Raw genomic sequence first — 18,382 nt, 5'->3', positions numbered from 1 at the left:
CAGTGGTTTTATAGTTTTCTGATGAGATAATATCCTCCGAATGTCTGGAGCAGAAGTCCCGGCACGGCGCGCACCATCGAGGTGAGCACACTGTGGTCGACACTTATCATGGCGCGCTCTATGAGCAGACCGGCAAGCAGACAACCTGTGGCCACACATGCCAGAGCGGCGGGCGTAACCCTGTCGGCCATGCGGCGGGCGAGGGCTGCCGACACTGCGGCGAGCAGCACCGACTGCAACAGCATCGGCGGAAGCATGGCGCCGGCGGGGCGTCCGAAGAGCAGCGAGTTGGCGATGGGTGAGAGCACGGCGGTGGCCAGACCTACGGTGAAACCGTATTTGTAGGCTCCGACGAGCGTGAAGAAGAATATCGGCAGAAACATCTGTCCGCCGTAAGGTGCCAGATGGCACAGCTGCGGCAAGGCTATGTTGCCGAGCACAAAGAGAGCTGTGAGCGCATAGGTGCGCTGTTCTCTCAGCGAGAGTGTGTACAGTTTGGCTTCGTGTTGCATAATGTTATTGTAGTGTTTGTTTTATTTGTCTATGCTTATGAGCTGATATTTGCGGCTGCCGAGTCCTATCTTCTCGGCATGCTCTATGGTGTGTGTGCCGTGGCGCGAGCTGATGCGCTCCTTTAGCGGAGCGTTGTCGTTGCCCTCAGATGCCGTCATGTTGAATATTATGTCCACGCAAGCCTGGTCGAGGGCCACGGGGTCGAGCGATGCCAGGATGCCGTAGTCCTTCAGAGCCGGAGCCTCAGGCTTCGACACGCAGTCGCAGTCCACCGACATGTTGTTCATCACACTGATATACAGTATCTTGTCGCCGAAGTAGTCGGCCACGGCCTGTGCCGCCGCAGCCATCGACTCGAGAAAACCGTCCTGGTTCTTGGTGTGCGCCCACATGCCTTCCACCTTGTCCTGATAGCCGGCCGTATGGATGTAGGCCTTGCCGTTGGCCGATGCCACGCCTATGCTCTGGTTCTTTATCACTCCGCCCAGACCGCCCATGGGGTGCCCCTTGAAGTGGGCGAGGTTTATCATGAAGTCGTAGTCCTTCAGGCCCGTTCCCACAAGGTTGTACTTGATGTTGGTGGTGTCGCGCACCGGTATTCTGAACTCGCCCTTGGCGTCCATTATGTCCACCTTGGCTATCTTGGTGAATCCGTGTTCCTCTGCCACGCGCATGTGTTCCTCTGCCGAGCTGCGCCGTCCGCCGTAGGCTGTGTTACATTCCACGATGGTTCCCTTCACCTTCTTCACCAGCGGACCGATGAGCGAAGGCTGCAGATAGTTGGGATTGCCGGCCTCGCCGGTGCTCACCTTCACCGCCACGCGCCCCTTGGCCTTGCGTCCGAGCGCCTCGTATATCTTTATGAGAGATTCGGGCGAGATGTCGCGCGTCACGTAAACCTTCGACTGCGCCATTGCTGCCGCCGCCAGTATGAAGACAAATGTTGAAAGCAATAGTTTTCTGATCATATCTTGTTATCGTTTTAATGGTTGTGTCCGCTGTGTCGGTTTTTAGAATGTCTGATGTGGCCGGACCGCATCCTGTCTTTTACAAAGATAATGCAAATGAGCGGAAAGAAAGCTTGCTTTCATTTTCCCGAATGCAGGTTATCTTATACAAAGATAGTGAAAGGTGAGCGCAGTGACAAGTTGGGAAAACAAAGTTTTACCATACGTGGCATTGCCGAACCGCATCCTATCTTATACAAAGATACGGAAAAATAGTAAAACTCAATCAATCCGCATCCTAAAAAATGCAGCCCTTGTGTGCTCATTCCCCGTTCTGCTGTGGTGTCGGCGGCTCTGTCTGTATACGTCCTGTGCCGCTCTGTCGTCATGTCGCGCATGTGTCACGTCCCGTCCGGTGGGGTGTCGCCGCATAGCTGAGGCGGAGTTTGGGCGTGGGCATACCCTTCCACGATGGCAAAGTTACGCAAATAAAACGTACGTTGATGCAATAAAATTACAGATAAGACAACCATTTTTACAGAATTGCGCGTCCGCGTGCACCTCCGCCCTGTCTTCAGCGCCTTGTGTAAAAGTTTTCAGCGCGTTTCTTCTCACGCCTCAAGTCTGTGTCTTTAAAGAAAACTCGGGCGACGGACTTACAGATTTTCTTGACTTTTTTTTGACAAAATAAAATCGCGAAAGAGATGTGAAGGAATGTTAAATCCTACCTTACGGAGGCTTGTTCATGCCGGACCGCTTTGCGGTATACCCCGCTGTGGAGTGTCGTATGGTTGGTTCGGCGTTCCGGTTAAGCCCGTTTCAGCCTCTGGTTTCGTCTGTTTCATGGTGTGATACAGTGCATATCGGGCCCTGATATGGGCCATATTGCGTGCTGAAACGGTGCATTTCGTCTGACGAAAAAGTCGCTCCTGAATGTAAATTATTGATATACAAGGTGTTGGGAAAAACTCTTATTTTTCGCGAATTTGCGTCCGAAGGAAAGTCTGCGCGCAAATTCTCATTTATTTTTCGGGGTAGAACGGAAAACTCGGACGGAAAAACCACAGGATGCTGAAAATCTGTAAGTGCCCCATATTGTTTTCACTCCGATAGAAAAAACAATGCCTCTTCAGGACCGTAACCGCAGACTGTTTATTGCGACCGGTAATCACAGAATTTCTGCCGGACCGTTTTTTGTTGCGCAAATGCGTAAACATCCGCTTTTTCCGGCGATTACGCTGGTGTGGAGAAGATATTTGTGTGATGGCGCAGCGTCGGCGGGTGTGTCAGGATTATATTTCGAAGAGGTGTGCAGATATGTACTGCCGATGCATGAAGGTGTGACTGTCTGTAAGCCCTACATGCCGTTCCCGTCTGCCATGTTCATAATATTACATATCGCTTATGCAGCATAGGTGGAAAATGAAGGGCTTTATGGGTAGCGCAGATGAGTGAGAAACCGTTTGTATAAAGGGGTTGAGCGAATTTTGGCAACCCTGTTTTATGTGGATAAAAAGTGGATGGATGGTATATAAAACCTCATTCAGAGAGGTATGCCAAAGTACGTATTGTTATGTTCGATTTCGGTGACAAAGATATGACTTATATGCATTATACCCAAATTATCGGCTTATAAAAATGTAAGTTTTTACAAAATTTAACGGATGAATAATACAAATAATATGACATATATAACAAATGTGATATGCCATAATTTAAAAAAAACGATATTTCGTTGTACCTCTCTGAATGAGGTGTATGTAATATAAACATAAATTAAGCAAAAAACAACCGAAGATAAGATTATTACACTAAAGCAAACCACAATGCCTATTCAGGTATGATTTTTCTTATAGAATGTTAATTTTTCGCACAACACGACCGGGACGCAAACAGCATTTCCGGCCTCTGTGAATGTAGAAGGCAGTTTGAAAATTGAGTTTACGAAATCGAATCAGTATATAACAATTAGAAAATGAGAAAGAAAATGTATGAGAAGCCTTCCATCAAGGTATTGGGTATGGAGGCTGAGCCGGTTATGGCAAGTTATTCATCGTATAATCCCGGCGGCGATCCTGGAGATGGTGGCATTGACATTGAAGAAGGTATGCCCGGTGACGACGGAACGGACTTGGAGGACAAATACGGGAATAAATATGGTGTGAAGTCTCATTCCGTATGGGATTAATGTTTAAAAATAACGGTGTATAATTTTTGAAAGGAAAAAACATGAAGCATTTTACAAAATTGTTTGTCGGGATACTGTTCCTGATATTGGGCGGAACACAGAGCGGCATGGCTCAGACCATTCACGAGAAGCTGCTTGAGAAGGCTGTCAGTCCTGCGGATGTTGCAGGTAAGGATATTTATGTCTTTCTATATAATGTGGATAAACAACAGTTCGTCCACGGCGGAGGAAAATATGGTATGCAAACTGTATTGAGCGATCGAGGCATACGTTTTAAGGTGCTTTCTGCAGGCAATAGCGGATATTATCTTCAGTCTGCTATTTACAACGAAGGGCAGGGAGCATGCATGGCTGTAGATAACGGTGATCCTGAAGAAAGTGATGATGAAAGAAACTATCATGCTTATAAAACATTTCTTGACAGAAAAAATGATCAATATGCTGTGTTAAGATTTGAAAGCGTAAGAGGTACAGATAATCAATATTATTTGGAAACTACGGTTAGTGGATACAAATTATATTATCATTACGCTTCTGAGACAGATGCCGATACCGGCGGTCATGGATATGTTCACGTGGGAGGTGTATTTTGGGGCGATACTCCTGATGAAGATAAGGACAAATGGTGCCTGATTAAGCGTGAGGATTACAATACTATATTGGGGGAAGTTTCGCTGCAGGGACGTTACAACATCACCGGACTTATCGGAAACTCACGCTTCCTCAGAAATGTAAGCGATGCGAATAATCTGTTCTGGTCTGTGACAAATCTGACATCTGAATCTGACTACTGCACAACCATAGATCCTAATCTGGGAGTGGTGGAAGGTACTGGTAATAATTACGCTTTGACTTACGGTGCTTTCGGTTGTTTGGAGATTGGTGCTGTGACAGCAAGCGAAGATAACCCCGTAGAGTTCTATCAGACAATCACGGGTCTGAAACCTGGACTTTATATGGTGGAGGCACAGGCTTTCTTCGACAAGAATGACTATGCAACATATAAGAACGGTGCATACAATACTCCTAATACAACAGGTGCTTCAAATGCATATCTGTTTGCAAACGGAGAAGAAACACTGATACCGATTCTCAATGAGGATGACCAAAAAACTTTTGAAGGATATGTAACAGAGCATGATGGTAAGCTTACCGGAAACTATGGTAAATATTTCCGCCGCAATGTTCCGGCTGCCTATTTCCTTGCAAAAGGAGATCAATACGAACCGGACGAGTCTTTCCATAGAGTAAGAGTATACGTGAATGTTGGAGTTGACGGTACGCTGAAGCTGGGTGTGAATAAGAAAGGTACGAAAGGTCGTGTATATGTAGACAACTTCGGTCTGTATTTCATCGGAAATAACGAAATAGGTCTTGACGCTTACCAGCGTGATGTAAATGAGGTTGATCAGAACACATACTTCCAGCCGTATCCGTTCCACCTCAGCCGCAAGTTCGTGTTGAATGCATGGAATGCCATAACATTGCCTTGTGATGTAACAGGTTCTCAGATAACAGAAACATTCGGTGAAGACGCCAAACTCTGCAAGCTCGAGGGTGTTAACCCACAGAACAAGGATCAGATACTTTTCTCAACTGTTGACCTCTTCGACAATTATGATACACCTGCGATAGTACATGGCGAATGTTATCTTATCTGGGTTACAAAAGGTCCTGTGATTCCGGAAGGTGAGGAATACACATTCCTTGTGAAAAAAGAAAACGACCCGAATCAAACTTCTCAGGATATGACCTTCCCATACGGAAACATCTACACCATTACGGGTGTAAGTTGTCCTGAGGGTATAACCATGGTTACTCCGGAACAGAATTATAAGACAGTCACTACATCAACCGGAACATTGAAGTATACATACTTCTATCATCGTCCTGAATATGCGCCCCAATATTCATACGTTATGTCCGGTGGCAAGATGTATTATTTGACAGAGGGTAACTGGAATGGCCTGCTCGGTACATGCTGGTACATTACAGATATGGGCACGAGCAGCAATTCCAAAGTTCTTGCTATCGATGGTGAAGGCGGAACAACCGACATCAACGGCATCGTGACAGAAGTGCCGGGTGACAAGGCAATGGAAGGTGTTTACAACATCAATGGTCAGAAGGTGGCTGATGGCACATCGCTCGAAGGTCTGCCAAAGGGCATATATATCGTGAACGGTAAGAAACATGTTGTAAAATGACAAATACAAAGAAAGTAAAGTAACAAAGAAATTTCATCATGCGATAATTTTTGGCCGTGAGGTTAGAGTTATGCGGGGTTGTATCTGAATTCAGATACAACCTTTTTGTTTTATGAGGGCATTGACGACGGCACAGCACTGCCGTGTGGCTGCGCGTATAGTGCACGGCCGGCGTTGATGAAGGTAATATTTACCGTAAAAATGGTAAATACAAATATTTCGGGAAGAAGTGATTTTGTAGTATCTTTGCACCAGATTAGCTGCATGGAGCATTCCGCAGAAGTCTTATTCATAACAGCAAATTCACAAATAATTATCTGATATGTTACTGGAAAATATAAAATCTCCGGCCGACATCAAGAGCATGACGGCCGAACAGCTCAGACTGCTTGCCGCAGAAATACGCGGTGGCATACTCAAACGTGACAGTATGATAGGTGGACACGTGGGCCCGAACCTCGGATTTGTTGAGGCGACGATAGCCCTGCACTATGTCTTCAACATGCCGGAAGACAGAATAGTATTCGACGTGTCGCATCTGATTTATCCGCATAAGATGCTGACAGGCCGTGCTTACGGATTCATCGACAGCACACGCATGGCTGAGGTGTCGGGCTACAGCAGTCCGGCGGAGTCGCCCGAATACGACTGCTTCGAGATAGGTCATACATCTACGTCGGTTGCTTTGGCTACAGGTTTGCAGAAGGCACGCGACATTCTCGGAGGCAAGGAGAACGTGGTAGCTGTCATCGGCGACGGTTCGCTGAGCGGAGGCGAGGCTTTCGAAGGCCTTGACATGGCTGCCGAGCTGGGCACCAATATAATAATAGTGGTGAACGACAATGAGATGTCTATAGCCGAGAACCACGGCGGACTCTACCGTAACCTGCAGCTGCTGCGCGAGACAAAGGGCAACGCCGAGCTGAACATATTCAAGGCTATGGGCTTCGACTACAAGTATGTGGAGCAGGGCAACAACATAGAGGCGCTCATCGAGGCGTTCGCATCGGTGAAGGATACGCCGCATCCTACGGTGGTGCACCTGCACACGGAGAAGGGACACGGATGGCAGCCGGCTGTGGACAATAAGGAGAAGTGGCACTGGAACATGCCGTTCGACGTGGAGACGGGCGAACTGAAACCATGTGGCGGCGGAGAGAGTGCGGCACAGATTCTGGGCGGATGGCTCAGAGAGGAGATGAAGCGCGACGAAAAGCTGGTGTGCATAGCTGCGGCTGTGCCGGCATCGATAGGTTTCGGACCGGAAGAACGTCGCGAGGCAGGCGCACAGCATGTGGATGTGGGCATAGCCGAGGAGGAGGCTGTGGCAATGGCTTCGGGTATGGCACGCCGCGGTGCGCACCCGGTGTTCAGCACTTACGCAACATTCCTGCAGCGCACATACGACCAGATAGCGCAGGATCTCTGCGTGAACGGCAATCCGGCCGTGATAAACGTGGTGGGTGCATCTATCTTCGGTATGAATGATTTCACGCATATATGTTTCTTCGACATACCGATGCTCAGCCATATACCTAATCTTGTTTACCTTGCGCCGGCAACGGTGGAGGAGATGATAGCCATGGAGAAGTGGGCCATACAGCAGGACAAGTATTCTGTGGCGCTGCGTGTGCCGGAGGGCGAGGTGCATCACAGCACGGAGCCGTGCGACACCGATTACTCCGAGCTCAACCGCTACAAGGTGGTGCGTCGCGGCAGTGGCGTGGCTCTGATAGGTCTGGGTAACTTCTTTGCCAAGGCAGAACGTGTGGCAGACGCGTTGAAAGAGTGCGGCATCGACGCCACCGTCATCAATCCGCGTTACATCAGCGGCACTGACGAGGAGCTGCTTGAGAGCCTGAAGGCAGACCATCAGCTGGTTGTAACGCTTGAGGACGGCTGTGTGGATGGTGGTTTCGGCGAGCGCATAAGCCGCTTCTATGGTCCGTCGGACATGAAGACAATGAACTTTGGTGTGGAGAAAGCACTTTACGACCGTTATGACGTGCAGCAGCTCATGCGTGACAACAAGCTCACCGACGAGCAGATTGTCGAGGAGATACGCAGCGTGATGAACAAGTAATCTATGTGAAAGGTGGTCTGCCGGTGTGCGGACCGCGCCTTATAAAAGGACAACCCCGGCGCCGTTTCTGGTGGGCGCCGGGGTTGTTGCGTTTTCTATGTCTGTGGTTCAAATGCCGTCGTCAGACGGAGAACATTATTATTATCTGTGCAATGATCACCCTGACAAACATTCCGAGCGGATAAACCGATGTGTAGCTCACGGCGGCGGTGTCGCCTTTGAGTGTGTCGTTGGCGTAGCTTAGCGCCATGGGGTTGGCCATCGAGCCGCAGAGAATGCCGCAGATGGTGCCGAAATCGAACTTGCGAGTGTGCAGTGCAAGCAGACCTACGATGATGAGCGGGAGCACTGTGATTATGAATCCGGTGGCAACCCACATCAGACCTTCGGGGCGCATGATGGTGCTGAAGAAGTCGCTGCCCGCCTCAAGACCGAGACATGCCAGATAGAGTGACAGTCCGAGCTTGCGCAGCATGAGCGATGCTGAACGTGTGGTGTAGCTGATGAAATGGGCACGCGAGCCGAGTGCGCCCACGAGAATTCCCATTATGATGCCGCCGCCGGCAATGCCGAGGTGTACGGGTGCGCTCATTCCGGGCAGATGGATAGGAATCATGCCGAGCGCCAGACCGAGTATCATTCCGAAGAATATCGCTCCGAGGTTTGGCTCGTTGAGCACTTGGACGGCGTTGCCGAGGAACTGTTCGGCGTGACTTATGTCTTCCGGTGCGCCGACAACGGTGAGACGGTCGCCGTATTGCAGGCGCAGATCGTCGCTTGCAAGCAGTTTTATGTCGCCGCGCATTATGCGGCTGACGTTCACTCCGTAGGCTGTGCGCATGTGTAGTGCTCCGAGTGTCTTGCCGTTGAGGCCGGTGCGTGTGAGCAGTATGACGCGACTTTCCACGTTACTGTCTATTGCGTTCCAGTCTATACGGTCCTTGTCGCGGTTCCAGTCCTTCTCCACCTTCTTGCCGAAGAGTATGTTCATGGCGTCAGACTCATCGATGTTTGTCACAACGAGCACGTTGTCGCCCTGCTGCATTCTTGTATCTGCCAGCGGCACTATCACCTTACCGTCGCGCCAAATGCGCGATATGATGAAGTGGCGGTGGGTCATCTGCGATATCTCGTAGATGGTTTTGCCGTCGAGTGCCGGGTTTACCACGATGTACTGCGCAATGTATGTGTTGTCTTCATTGTTCTTGTCGCGTGGTTCGAGGTCGGCCGGTTTGACGAAGAAACGGCGTATGAATATCATGGCAAGTATCACTCCGACAACTCCGAGCGGATAGGTAACGGCGCATCCCAGTGCTGCTCCGCTGCTGGGAAGTCCGGCGCTGGTGAGTGCCTGCTGTGCCGCGGCAAGGGCAGGAGTATTGGTTGTGGCGCCGCAGAGGATGCCGGTCATGTCGGCAACGCTTATGCCTGTCAGCGGACAGAGAAGAAGTGCCAGTGCAGTACCGGTGATAATGACGGCGAGACTCCACATGTTGAGCGACACGCCTTCGTTGCGCATCATGCCCACAAAGCTTGGTCCTACGTGCAGACCGAGGGTGTAGACGAAAAGCAGCAGGCCGAATGTCTCTGCAAATTTGACCATCTGGGCGTCGGCGCTGAAGCCGAGCTGACCAGCGACAATGCCTACGAAGAACACAAAAGCTATTCCGAGCGAAATGCCGCGTATATGGAACTTGCCAAGTGCAAGTCCGGCAGCAGTTATCAGCGAAAGCACAATGGTTGTCTGTGCGGCCGGGTTTATGCTGAAAAGCCCGTTTATCCAATCCATAGTATTATGTTGTTATTTGATATGCAAAGATATTGCAAACGAGTGAAAGGAAAGCTTGCTTTCGATTTCCCGAGTGCAGTTATATCATTATGTAATGATATTGCAAACGGGTGGAAAGAAAGTTTGCTTTCAGTTTTCCGAATGCATCTATATCTTGTGCAAAGATAGTTCAAGTTGCAGATACTGCAAAGAAAAGTCGGCGAATTGTTTGTTTAACCATGTTTTATGCATTTTCACGCGTCGCATACGCGTACATAAATATCACGTACGTGGCGCGTGAAGACACTGATGCAGGTTATTGTGCGCAGTCAATAACTATCCGGCCTTTGTCGGGACAGATGCGCAGTACGTGGCTTTCACCGTCATCGGCTTTTTCGAAACGTCCCTTTGAGCAGCCGACGGAGTAGGCATAGCTACGGAATACGGCTTCGGCCGACTTTTCGTTGATTGTCGTGAAGGGCAGCGGAGCTTCGGGAGCGGCGTGCAGTTGCAGTGCCCAGGTGTCGTCATTGCCGGCGTCGGGTGAGCTAACTTCAATGCAGTCGTCGCGCAGAGTGATACGGTATGTGTGGCCGTACTGGTCGGTGCCGCTCACTTCGAGCACACTCCGGCCGTGTTCTTTCACCGTAGGATTGTCGAGCCTGAGTTCTTCCGCACGACCGTCATTGTCTACTTTTACGAACATCAGGCCTGCGCGGTCGTCGCCCTTGCTCCATATGAATCCGTCGACAAATGGCAGTGTGTAGAACAGAAACTGGTTGCCAGTGCCCGGTTTGTCAAGATATTCCGACTTGAAACGCTCGTCGAAGATGTGGATGTCGCGGAATCTGAAACGACCCTTCTTCCATAGTAGGTTGGCGCGGTAGTTGCGGCTGTTGTACCAAACGGTCTTGTTGCCTTCGCCGCGTACGTCGCTCACCGTTGTGACAGATGTGGCGGGAGTAAGTTTGAAACGCTTTCTGAACCATCGTCCCGACTCACCGAGTGTCTCCACACGCAGACGTCCGGCACGTCGCAATGAGTCGATGAGCGGCATCTGCATCTCGAGTCCCACACGCATGTTGTCCCAAGTGAATGAGTTTTCCTGTCCGGCCTGTGCATATCCGAAGGCAAGACACGGACCTTCGGTGAGCGCGTCGAAGAAGTAGTCCACCCATTTGCGGTTCATTCCGGCGTGCGGATATACCGGTTCGAGCGATATTACGCCCTGCCGTTCGTTGCCCAGTCCGTCGTCATACTGATATATCGGGTCGCTGCCCAACATTCTGAAGATGGGCACAGGTATCTGTCCTTCGGTCGTCTGGGCAGGCATGTATGCGTTGAGATGGCTGGGATAGTAGGCCTGATTCCAGTAGCCGCCCCACAGAGTATAGCCGTCCGTGCCTATCTGGTCCTTGCAGTTGCACGACGCTTCGATACCGTACTTGTCGTACATATATGCCAGTGTGTGGGCGTCGATGAACCATGAGCCGACAGATTTGGGATATGTGCCGAATATCTCCTTGAACTTCTGCATGTAGACATCCACCAGACGTTCGCGCTCTGCCTTGGTGTAGCCGGTGCTGAAAGCTATGTTTGCGTGTGATACCCACGAGTATTCGCCGCGCCACTTTATGCCTGCCGCCTCAATCTGCGGCTGAGTCAGCTCCCACCATGCACCTATCTCCGAACCTTCTTTCAGCTTTGTCTTCAGCAGGTCCTGATACAGCGGATTAATGAGTGCGTCATACTCGAGCAGGAATGTTGCCGGAAGATTGTAGCGGTTGACCAGCTCCACCTGTCGGCACACCGTCTCGTAGAGTTTCCGGTCGGCGTCCTCCACGCGGTAGTCGGTCTGACGTATGAAGTTGATGATGTTTACTATTCTTGGTTGTCCGTCGGCAGATGTCCTGCCTTTGCCGCTTGCACAAGCAGTGCCTGCGACTGCTGTCAGTATCAGTATGAGCAGCAGAGTTCTTGTTTTTGTCATGTCTGAGAAGATTGTTTTAGTTTTTTTATTATACACAGGTTGTGAACTGATAAGCTGTCAGGATGATTTTGTTTATAGATAAGTCATGAGAATGTCCCACACGGCGAATATGTGGCACACGGAACCGAGCAGCACGAAGAAGTGGAACACCGTGTGCATGAACCGCCGTTTGTTCAGACTGTAGAACAGTGCGCCGGTGATGTAGCTCACGCCTTCGGCTATTATCCATGCCAACGAAATGCCGCTCACGCTGTCAACGAGTGGTTTGAACGCCACGAGAACACTCATACCCATTGCCACGAAGCATACTGTCTCCAGATTGCTGTGGTCTTTCAGCCGCAGAAAACTCATTACGGTGCCGGCTATTGCTGCCGTCCAGATGAATGCGAACAGCGCCCAACCCCACGCACCGCACTCACGCAGGGCTATCAGAGTGATTGGCGAGTAGGAGCCGGCTATGTGCCAGTAGATGGCGGCATGGTCCCATCGGCGCAGCCGTTCCTTCCATTTCGACCATGCACTGAGCGAATGATAGACGGTGGAGGCAACATAGGAGCAGAGCATACCGAACAGATAGAGAATGATGCCGGTGGTTGCCCAGATGTTGTCGGTGTGGAGACACCAGGCTATGAACACCGCGCCTGCTGCCACACCTATGACAATTCCTGCCGCGTGCGACCACGAGTTCCACAGTTCTTCCTTATGATTGAAGAATATTTTCATCTGTTGCGGCGGCGGTGTTTTGTGCGTTTGATGTCCTCTCGCGTATGTCCTGCATTTTCCATCTGCGCTTCAGCGAGTAGGTCTTTCCCTCACGTTCGATGATGCTGAACAGTGCGAAAGCCTTTTCCAACAGAAATTCGCGTTCCGGTGACGACACAGTGTCGGCCTCGGCGTAGAACAGTTCGGCGAGCATTTCCATGCGCGGCAGTCGCTGTTCCTCGTCCAGTCCGGCCAGTGCGAGCAGCACCTCCTCGGTCGTTGCGTTGTGATATAGCGCGTAGGGGCCCACATATTGTTCGTAGAGTTGTTTTATTTCCTCGCGCCGGTCGGCCACTTCCTTTTTCTCGAGCATCCGTTCGAGCGCGGCCATGAATTCGCGTATCAGTCGCAGGATATAGTCACGTTGAAGCATGATATTTTGTATGTTTTATGTTATGTCTTGTGTTTGTGTGTCAGTCTTCGGGCTGTCTGTGGTTACGGCATTGTCGTTGCTGTCTACGGGTACTCCGTCGTCTGCCGCCCCGTATGGACGGTTTGCCTTCATGATGTGGTCGTACAGCTTTTTATAGAACGGATGCCGAGTCATGGTTGCAGCGTCACCCAGTATGATGAGTTTCATTCTTGCACGTGTTATTGCCACGTTCATCCGTCGCAGATCGCGCAGGAATCCTATCTGACCCTCGTCGTTGGCACGCACCAGTGAGATTACTATCACGTCGCGTTCCTGCCCCTGGAATCCGTCAACGGTGTTGACTGTGATGAGGTGGCGGTAGGGTTTGAAGAACTCGTCTTTCTTTATCAGCCTTCGCAGATATTGCACTTGTGCGCGGTAGGGCGATATCACGCCCACGTCGATACTTTCGTCGAGCAGCCGTTGTTTGCCTATCTTGTTGAAGTAAGAGGTGAGAGTGGCTACCGTGAGTTCGGCCTCCTGACGGTTGATTCGACCGAAGTTCTCGCCCACAAATTCCTCCTTGCCTTCGAGTGCGGACGTGTCTATCCACGTCATGGGGCAGTCGAGGTCGAGTATTCCGCGGTATTTTATCTGCGGTGCCGAAGTTATACGGCCCTGATAGAACCACTCGTTGGGGAAACGCATTATCTCCTCGTTCATGCGGTATTGCACAGTGAGCAGTGTCACCACCTCGGGTTTGCGCTCCACAATGCGCTCCATGAGCGTTGTGCCCAGGCCGCCTTTCAGTGCCGCGATGCTCTTAACGGTGGGCGGAAGCTGGCAGTGGTCGCCGGCAAGCACCACGCGTGTGGCACGACGGAGGGCAATCCAGCATGCTGCTTCGAGCGCCTGCGCCGCCTCGTCGATGAACAGTGTGCCGAACTTCATGCCTTCAAGCAGACGGTTGGCCGAGCCGGTGAGTGTCGATGCAATGACGCGCGCCTCGCCGAAAAGGTCGTTGTTGATGCGCAGTTCCAGTTCCACGGCGCGGCTGCGTAGCCTTTCCAGCTTCTGGTGCAGGTCGTCGCCGCGCCGGCGTTGCTTGCGTATCTGGCGTATGGCCTTGCGTATGCTCCACAGTTGCGGATAGTCAGGATGGGCCTCGAAGCGCCGTTCGTAGGTGAAGGACAGCATCTTGTCGTTCACACGTGTCGGGTTGCCTATTCGCAGCACGTTCAGTCCGCGGTCGACAAGTTTCTCCGAAATCCAATCTACAGCCATGTTGCTCTGTGCGCATACCAGCACCTGGTTCTCGCGACGCAGCGTCTCGTAGATGCCTTCGACGAGCGTAGTTGTCTTGCCGGTGCCCGGAGGTCCGTGCACCACCATCACGTCCTTAGCCACCATCATCTCGTTGACGGCATGCTCCTGCGACGGGTTCAGCCACGGGAAACGCGTCGGACCGAACGTGAAGCGTCCTGCCTTCATGCCCGAATAGAACAGGTCGCGCAGATAGGCCAGGCGTCCTGAGCGTGCGTTGATTACGCGGTCGAGCGCCTCGAACATGAGCCTGTACGACGTCTCGTCGAACGAAAGCTGTATGCCCACGGGCATTTCGCTGCGCTGCAGTTCGAGTATGCGGCTGCTGTCGGGCATCACCACCACCATGCGGTCGGCCTCGGCGTAGCTTACAGTAGCTGTGAACGGCAGGTAGCGTATGCTTTTCTCGTTGCCTTTGGCGTGCTCGTTTATGGTGAAGAAACACACCGGGCGGCCATATTCGAAATTGTGTTCTATGTCGCTCTCGTCCTGTCTTATTATCTCGAGCACCTCCTGGTTGAGCGAGTTATAGTATGTGCGTCCCGTCTTTATGGGATACCACGCGTCGCCGCGCTTCACCTTCCGCTGTATGCCGAAGGCTTCGGTCTGTCTGCGGAAGTTCTCTTTCTCACAGGCATATTCCACCTGAAGCAGCATGCGCTGCCGTGTCAGTTCCAGTATTGGTGAAGAGTTGTCCATGCTTATTCTTTGTTGCGTTCTTCGGCCTGGCGCTTGGAGAACACGCAGCCGCAATAGTTCTGACGATAGAGCCCGTATTCGCGCGACAGCTCAATGGAGCGCAGATATCCGCCACGCTTCTTGAAGTCGGACGGCAGAAACTTCACTCCGGTCTGCGCGGCTATCTCTTCGCCTATCTCGTTTATCTTGTCCGCACGTTTCAGCGGGCTTATGGTGAGTGTTGTAGTGAAGTAGTCGAGTCCGCGTTCGGCAGCCATCCGCGCCGCTTCCTCCAGGCGCAGCCTGTAGCATACCAGGCATCTGTCGCCGCCCTCCGGCTCGTTCTCCAGTCCGCGCACGGCGTTGTAGAACGTCTGCGGGTCGTACTCGCCCGGCTCGAAGCTCACGGGGTTTACCGTCTTCAGCTCGCTTATGAATCGTCGCTGCTCCTCTATGCGGTGCATGTATTCGGATTTTGGCGATATGTTCGGGTTGTAATAAAGCACCGTGATGCGGAAATACTGCGACAGATATTCTATCGTGTAACTGCTGCACGGGGCGCAACAGCTGTGCAGCAACAGTGTCGGCGTCTCACCGGCCGCCGTGTGGCGTTTTATTATTTCGTCGAGTTTCAGCTGGTAATTTATCTTGTTCATAATATAATATGGTGTTGCAACTGCATTGCAAACTTACGGATTTTATTCTGAAAAAATAATGATATCTTATCACTTCGGTTCACTTTGAAAATCAAATACCTTTATTTAACATTGTTTTACATATATAAGACTCCTCGTTTATAGTTATTAACTAACTTTGCATTTGTATTTTTGTCATGAAAACAGGTATATTTTGGATGAATGATTATTGTTTCATTAAATGTCTTTTATAATAAAAAATTTTTATGAAAAGAATTACTTATTTATTGTTCATGCTTTGTCTTTCGGTATGGTCATTGCATGCCACGGGGCAAACAATTAATGTAGATGAGTTTATCTACAGTGTGAATAAGGATGGTGAGCATACTCTCACGTTGCTCCAAATTCCTAAAAATGCTGAAAATGTGGTTATTCCTGCCAATGTTAATTATGGAGGAGCTGACTACACCGTGACAAGAGTCAGTGGTGAAAGTGTGAGTTATAATTCAAAGCTCAAGACAGTTTCCATTCCTGCTACAGTTATAAAGATATCAGATCAGATGTATGCCTTTGAGGATTGTGACCTTTTGGAGAGTATCACAGTAGACGAAGGCAACGAATCTTACTTCTCACAGGATGGTGCTATTTATGATAAAAATACTCTGGCACTTATCCGTCTGCCTAAATGCGTACGCGGTAAGGTGACACTGGTTGATGGTATGACCGTTGACTATGGCAGCAAATATCTGACTCTTGAAAAAATGCCTAATGTTGAGGAGATTGTATTTGCGGGAGGTCTTGAGAGCATTACCATGAACGGTATGGCGTCTCTCAAATCGGCAACATTCCCTTCTTCTGTGTCATCGCTTGACATAAAAGAATGCCCTGTGCTCGATAAGGTAAGCGTTTATAGCGGTGGGGTATATTCGTCAACGAATAATGTGATTTATAAAAACACAGAGGTATATCATAATGATGGATATGTCAAAGGTCGTGAAATCGTTTTCCTGCCGCAAACCAGAACAGAATATGTCATGCCTTCTGATGTTGTTTCCATTCCGGATCAGTTGTTCGTAACTCGTGATAATCTGGTTTCTCTTTCTGTAGAAGCATCCAACGTGATATTCGAATCTGAAGGAAATGCAATTTATGAAGAAGTACAGGGAATAGAAGGTCGTTTTCTTGTTGATGTGGCAGGCGGTTTAACGGAACTTGTTCTTCCTTCAAACCTTGGAGGAATTAAAGGTACCAATGTGGAGGATGCTGACGACGATTCGTTCGAACCCCGTCAGGGTGTGCCCGTAATGTATGCGATGAAGAAACTTGCGTCTATAAGCATGCCGGTGCCAAATGATAAATATATGACAGCAAACGGTGTGCTGTTGAGAATGCTCACAGATATGGACGTACATGAAGGCGAACTCGGCTGGTGTGTAGACTGTGTGCCTCCTGCTATCGAAGGTAAGGTTGTTCTGCCCGAAGGTGTTGTGGATATCACAGGCTTGGCTTTTTATGGCACAGGAATAACATCTGTTACAATACCGGACGGATGTATGGTTTCTTATGCTGCATTCGCAAACTGCAAGAGTCTTTCTGAGGTTATTTTCACAGGTGATGCTTCAGCCGAGAGCACGGCTTTCTATGGAACTCCGTGGCTTATCAACCATGAGCCTGGCGTACTTTATGCCGGAACAACAGCGATAGGTCTGGCCGGAACACCTAAGGAAATAGTTATCAAGGAAGGTACGAAAACCATTGGTAAGGAAGCATTTACTCCGTTCGGTGGACGTGATATGAGTGTCGGAGGTGCATCACTCGAGAAAGTCACATTGCCTGAAGGACTTGAGAAGATTGAGCGTTTCGCATTCCTTGACTGTGGCAACCTCAAGTCTGTCAATATTCCTTCGACTTTGAAAATTATAGAATACGATGCATTCGAGCACTGTCCTCTTACTGAAATTACATTGGGTGAAGGACTGACATTCATGCCGGACATTTTCAGTGATGCCAACATTAAGAATGTTTATGTTCCTGCATCAGTAGAAAAGTGGGAAGCAACGTCATTCAGCGACGATCTTGAGAGCATTGAGGTGTCTCCGGACAACAAAGTGTTTGCTTCGCAGGGTGGAATACTCTACGACAAGGATAAGACAGCAGTGCTTATGGTTCCGCCTGCTATGGTCAATGCCGAGATACCGGAAGGTTGCGTATCGATAGGTATGGCTCCGGTTGCACTGGCAAAACCGGCTGTAAAGGCATCGGCATACGAGGATATGCCTAATGTCAGATTCGGAGAGAAGCTCGAGACAATCTCACTGCCATCTACTCTGCAGAATATATACGGTTATGACGTATTTACGAATTGTAGTGAATTGAAAGAGTGCCGCGTGTTCAACAGCACTCCGATAGAGATTGGCGAGTACACGTTCCCGTACGATCTGTCCGGTGTCAAACTGTATGTTCCGAAGGGAAGTGAGGATGCTTACAGAAACGCTGCCGAATGGAACCGTTTCGAAATCATCGAAGGCTTCGACACAACAGGCATCGGCGATTCTGCCGTATCCGAAAAACCGTATGAGACATCGCGCTATTCGCTCGACGGTCGCAGACTTCAGACACCTGAGAAAGGCGTCAATATCGTGCGCATGAGCGACGGTTCGGTACACAAGGTAGTTGTGAAATAAGTTTTTTCTCCACTATGTATATAGGGTCGGGACATACGCTTCAGGGCGTGTGTCCCGATTTGTTTTTTTATGATTATGCCATAAGGCCTGTGACGTCGCCGTATTTCCAGACATGAAAACAACGAAGGTGGAATGTTTATTCCCCATATACTGCAACAGGTCGCTGCATGTAAGTGCTGAGGCTCTCCACCCGTGCCGCGCACGTTTTTGCAAGTGCGTGTTAACTTTTGTTTGCATTTCGTGGGGCTATAT

12 protein-coding genes are annotated in these 18,382 nt (G+C 50.0%); 4 read left to right on the top strand and 8 right to left on the bottom strand.

The window, feature by feature from the left end; genetic code table 11:
• Nucleotides 1–8: 8 nt before the first annotated feature.
• Nucleotides 9–512, bottom strand: a complete 504-nt coding sequence (locus tag WKT13_RS00725) for an ECF transporter S component (RefSeq protein ID WP_340322435.1) — start codon at nucleotides 510–512, stop codon at nucleotides 9–11.
• A 21-nt stretch (nucleotides 513–533) separates the two neighbouring features.
• Nucleotides 534–1,481, bottom strand: coding sequence for a DUF362 domain-containing protein (locus WKT13_RS00720; protein ID WP_445323543.1), 948 nt, complete (start codon nucleotides 1,479–1,481; stop codon nucleotides 534–536).
• 1,954 nt (nucleotides 1,482–3,435) lie between these two features.
• Here WKT13_RS00720 and WKT13_RS00715 point away from each other — a divergent pair.
• The 3 genes from WKT13_RS00715 to WKT13_RS00705 all read left to right on the top strand — a co-directional run bounded on the left by WKT13_RS00715 (nucleotide 3,436) and on the right by WKT13_RS00705 (nucleotide 7,938).
• Complete coding sequence (locus WKT13_RS00715; RefSeq protein WP_340322434.1) at nucleotides 3,436–3,648, top strand: hypothetical protein; 213 nt, start codon at nucleotides 3,436–3,438, stop codon at nucleotides 3,646–3,648.
• Between the two features lie 41 nt (nucleotides 3,649–3,689).
• Nucleotides 3,690–5,855: a hypothetical protein gene (locus WKT13_RS00710; protein ID WP_340322433.1), complete on the top strand. Its 2,166-nt coding sequence runs from the start codon at nucleotides 3,690–3,692 to the stop codon at nucleotides 5,853–5,855.
• 322 nt (nucleotides 5,856–6,177) lie between these two features.
• Nucleotides 6,178–7,938 (top strand): 1-deoxy-D-xylulose-5-phosphate synthase, encoded by a 1,761-nt coding sequence (locus WKT13_RS00705; protein ID WP_340322432.1) that lies wholly within the window; start codon nucleotides 6,178–6,180, stop codon nucleotides 7,936–7,938.
• 121 nt (nucleotides 7,939–8,059) lie between these two features.
• On the opposite strand, the gene WKT13_RS00700 is transcribed toward WKT13_RS00705, so the two are convergent.
• From WKT13_RS00700 to WKT13_RS00675, 6 genes are all read right to left on the bottom strand, one after another.
• Nucleotides 8,060–9,727, bottom strand: coding sequence for a putative transporter (locus tag WKT13_RS00700; RefSeq protein ID WP_298620158.1), 1,668 nt, complete (start codon nucleotides 9,725–9,727; stop codon nucleotides 8,060–8,062).
• Nucleotides 9,728–10,022: 295 nt separating this feature from the next.
• Nucleotides 10,023–11,696 (bottom strand): hypothetical protein, encoded by a 1,674-nt coding sequence (locus WKT13_RS00695; protein WP_340322431.1) that lies wholly within the window; start codon nucleotides 11,694–11,696, stop codon nucleotides 10,023–10,025.
• Nucleotides 11,697–11,768: 72 nt separating this feature from the next.
• Complete coding sequence (gene trhA / locus WKT13_RS00690) at nucleotides 11,769–12,419, bottom strand: PAQR family membrane homeostasis protein TrhA (protein ID WP_340322430.1); 651 nt, start codon at nucleotides 12,417–12,419, stop codon at nucleotides 11,769–11,771.
• On the bottom strand, nucleotides 12,397–12,831 hold the full coding sequence (locus WKT13_RS00685; protein ID WP_340322429.1) for a hypothetical protein: 435 nt from the start codon (nucleotides 12,829–12,831) through the stop codon (nucleotides 12,397–12,399). The genes trhA and WKT13_RS00685 overlap by 23 nt, the downstream gene beginning before the upstream one ends.
• Before the next feature lie 15 nt (nucleotides 12,832–12,846).
• The gene (locus WKT13_RS00680) at nucleotides 12,847–14,832 is read right to left on the bottom strand and encodes an AAA domain-containing protein (RefSeq protein ID WP_340322428.1); all 1,986 of its coding nucleotides are present in this window, start codon (nucleotides 14,830–14,832) and stop codon (nucleotides 12,847–12,849) included.
• 2 nt (nucleotides 14,833–14,834) lie between these two features.
• The gene (locus WKT13_RS00675; RefSeq protein WP_340322427.1) at nucleotides 14,835–15,467 is read right to left on the bottom strand and encodes an epoxyqueuosine reductase QueH; all 633 of its coding nucleotides are present in this window, start codon (nucleotides 15,465–15,467) and stop codon (nucleotides 14,835–14,837) included.
• 245 nt (nucleotides 15,468–15,712) lie between these two features.
• Here WKT13_RS00675 and WKT13_RS00670 point away from each other — a divergent pair, with 245 nt between their 5' ends.
• Nucleotides 15,713–18,130 (top strand): leucine-rich repeat domain-containing protein, encoded by a 2,418-nt coding sequence (locus WKT13_RS00670; RefSeq protein WP_340322426.1) that lies wholly within the window; start codon nucleotides 15,713–15,715, stop codon nucleotides 18,128–18,130.
• The last annotated feature ends 252 nt before the right edge of the window (nucleotides 18,131–18,382 follow it).

Source organism: Prevotella sp. HCN-7019, assembly GCF_037890215.1.
Lineage (GTDB): Bacteria > Bacteroidota > Bacteroidia > Bacteroidales > Bacteroidaceae > Prevotella.
The sequence above is the reverse complement of the archived record's forward strand: the minus strand, read 5'-3'. Positions and strand labels throughout refer to the sequence as shown.

Excerpts from the sequence above, each read along its gene's own strand:
- WKT13_RS00700 (WP_298620158.1), bottom strand. The coding sequence starts at position 9,727 with ATGGATTGGATAAACGGGCTTTTCAGCATAAACCCGGCCGCACAGACA.
- WKT13_RS00680 (WP_340322428.1), bottom strand. The coding sequence starts at position 14,832 with ATGGACAACTCTTCACCAATACTGGAACTGACACGGCAGCGCATGCTG.
- trhA (WP_340322430.1), bottom strand. The coding sequence starts at position 12,419 with ATGAAAATATTCTTCAATCATAAGGAAGAACTGTGGAACTCGTGGTCG.
- WKT13_RS00720 (WP_445323543.1), bottom strand. The coding sequence starts at position 1,481 with ATGATCAGAAAACTATTGCTTTCAACATTTGTCTTCATACTGGCGGCG.
- WKT13_RS00670 (WP_340322426.1), top strand. The coding sequence starts at position 15,713 with ATGAAAAGAATTACTTATTTATTGTTCATGCTTTGTCTTTCGGTATGG.
- WKT13_RS00715 (WP_340322434.1), top strand. The coding sequence starts at position 3,436 with ATGAGAAAGAAAATGTATGAGAAGCCTTCCATCAAGGTATTGGGTATG.
- WKT13_RS00675 (WP_340322427.1), bottom strand. The coding sequence starts at position 15,467 with ATGAACAAGATAAATTACCAGCTGAAACTCGACGAAATAATAAAACGC.
- WKT13_RS00710 (WP_340322433.1), top strand. The coding sequence starts at position 3,690 with ATGAAGCATTTTACAAAATTGTTTGTCGGGATACTGTTCCTGATATTG.
- WKT13_RS00725 (WP_340322435.1), bottom strand. The coding sequence starts at position 512 with ATGCAACACGAAGCCAAACTGTACACACTCTCGCTGAGAGAACAGCGC.
- WKT13_RS00705 (WP_340322432.1), top strand. The coding sequence starts at position 6,178 with ATGTTACTGGAAAATATAAAATCTCCGGCCGACATCAAGAGCATGACG.
- WKT13_RS00685 (WP_340322429.1), bottom strand. The coding sequence starts at position 12,831 with ATGCTTCAACGTGACTATATCCTGCGACTGATACGCGAATTCATGGCC.
- WKT13_RS00695 (WP_340322431.1), bottom strand. The coding sequence starts at position 11,696 with ATGACAAAAACAAGAACTCTGCTGCTCATACTGATACTGACAGCAGTC.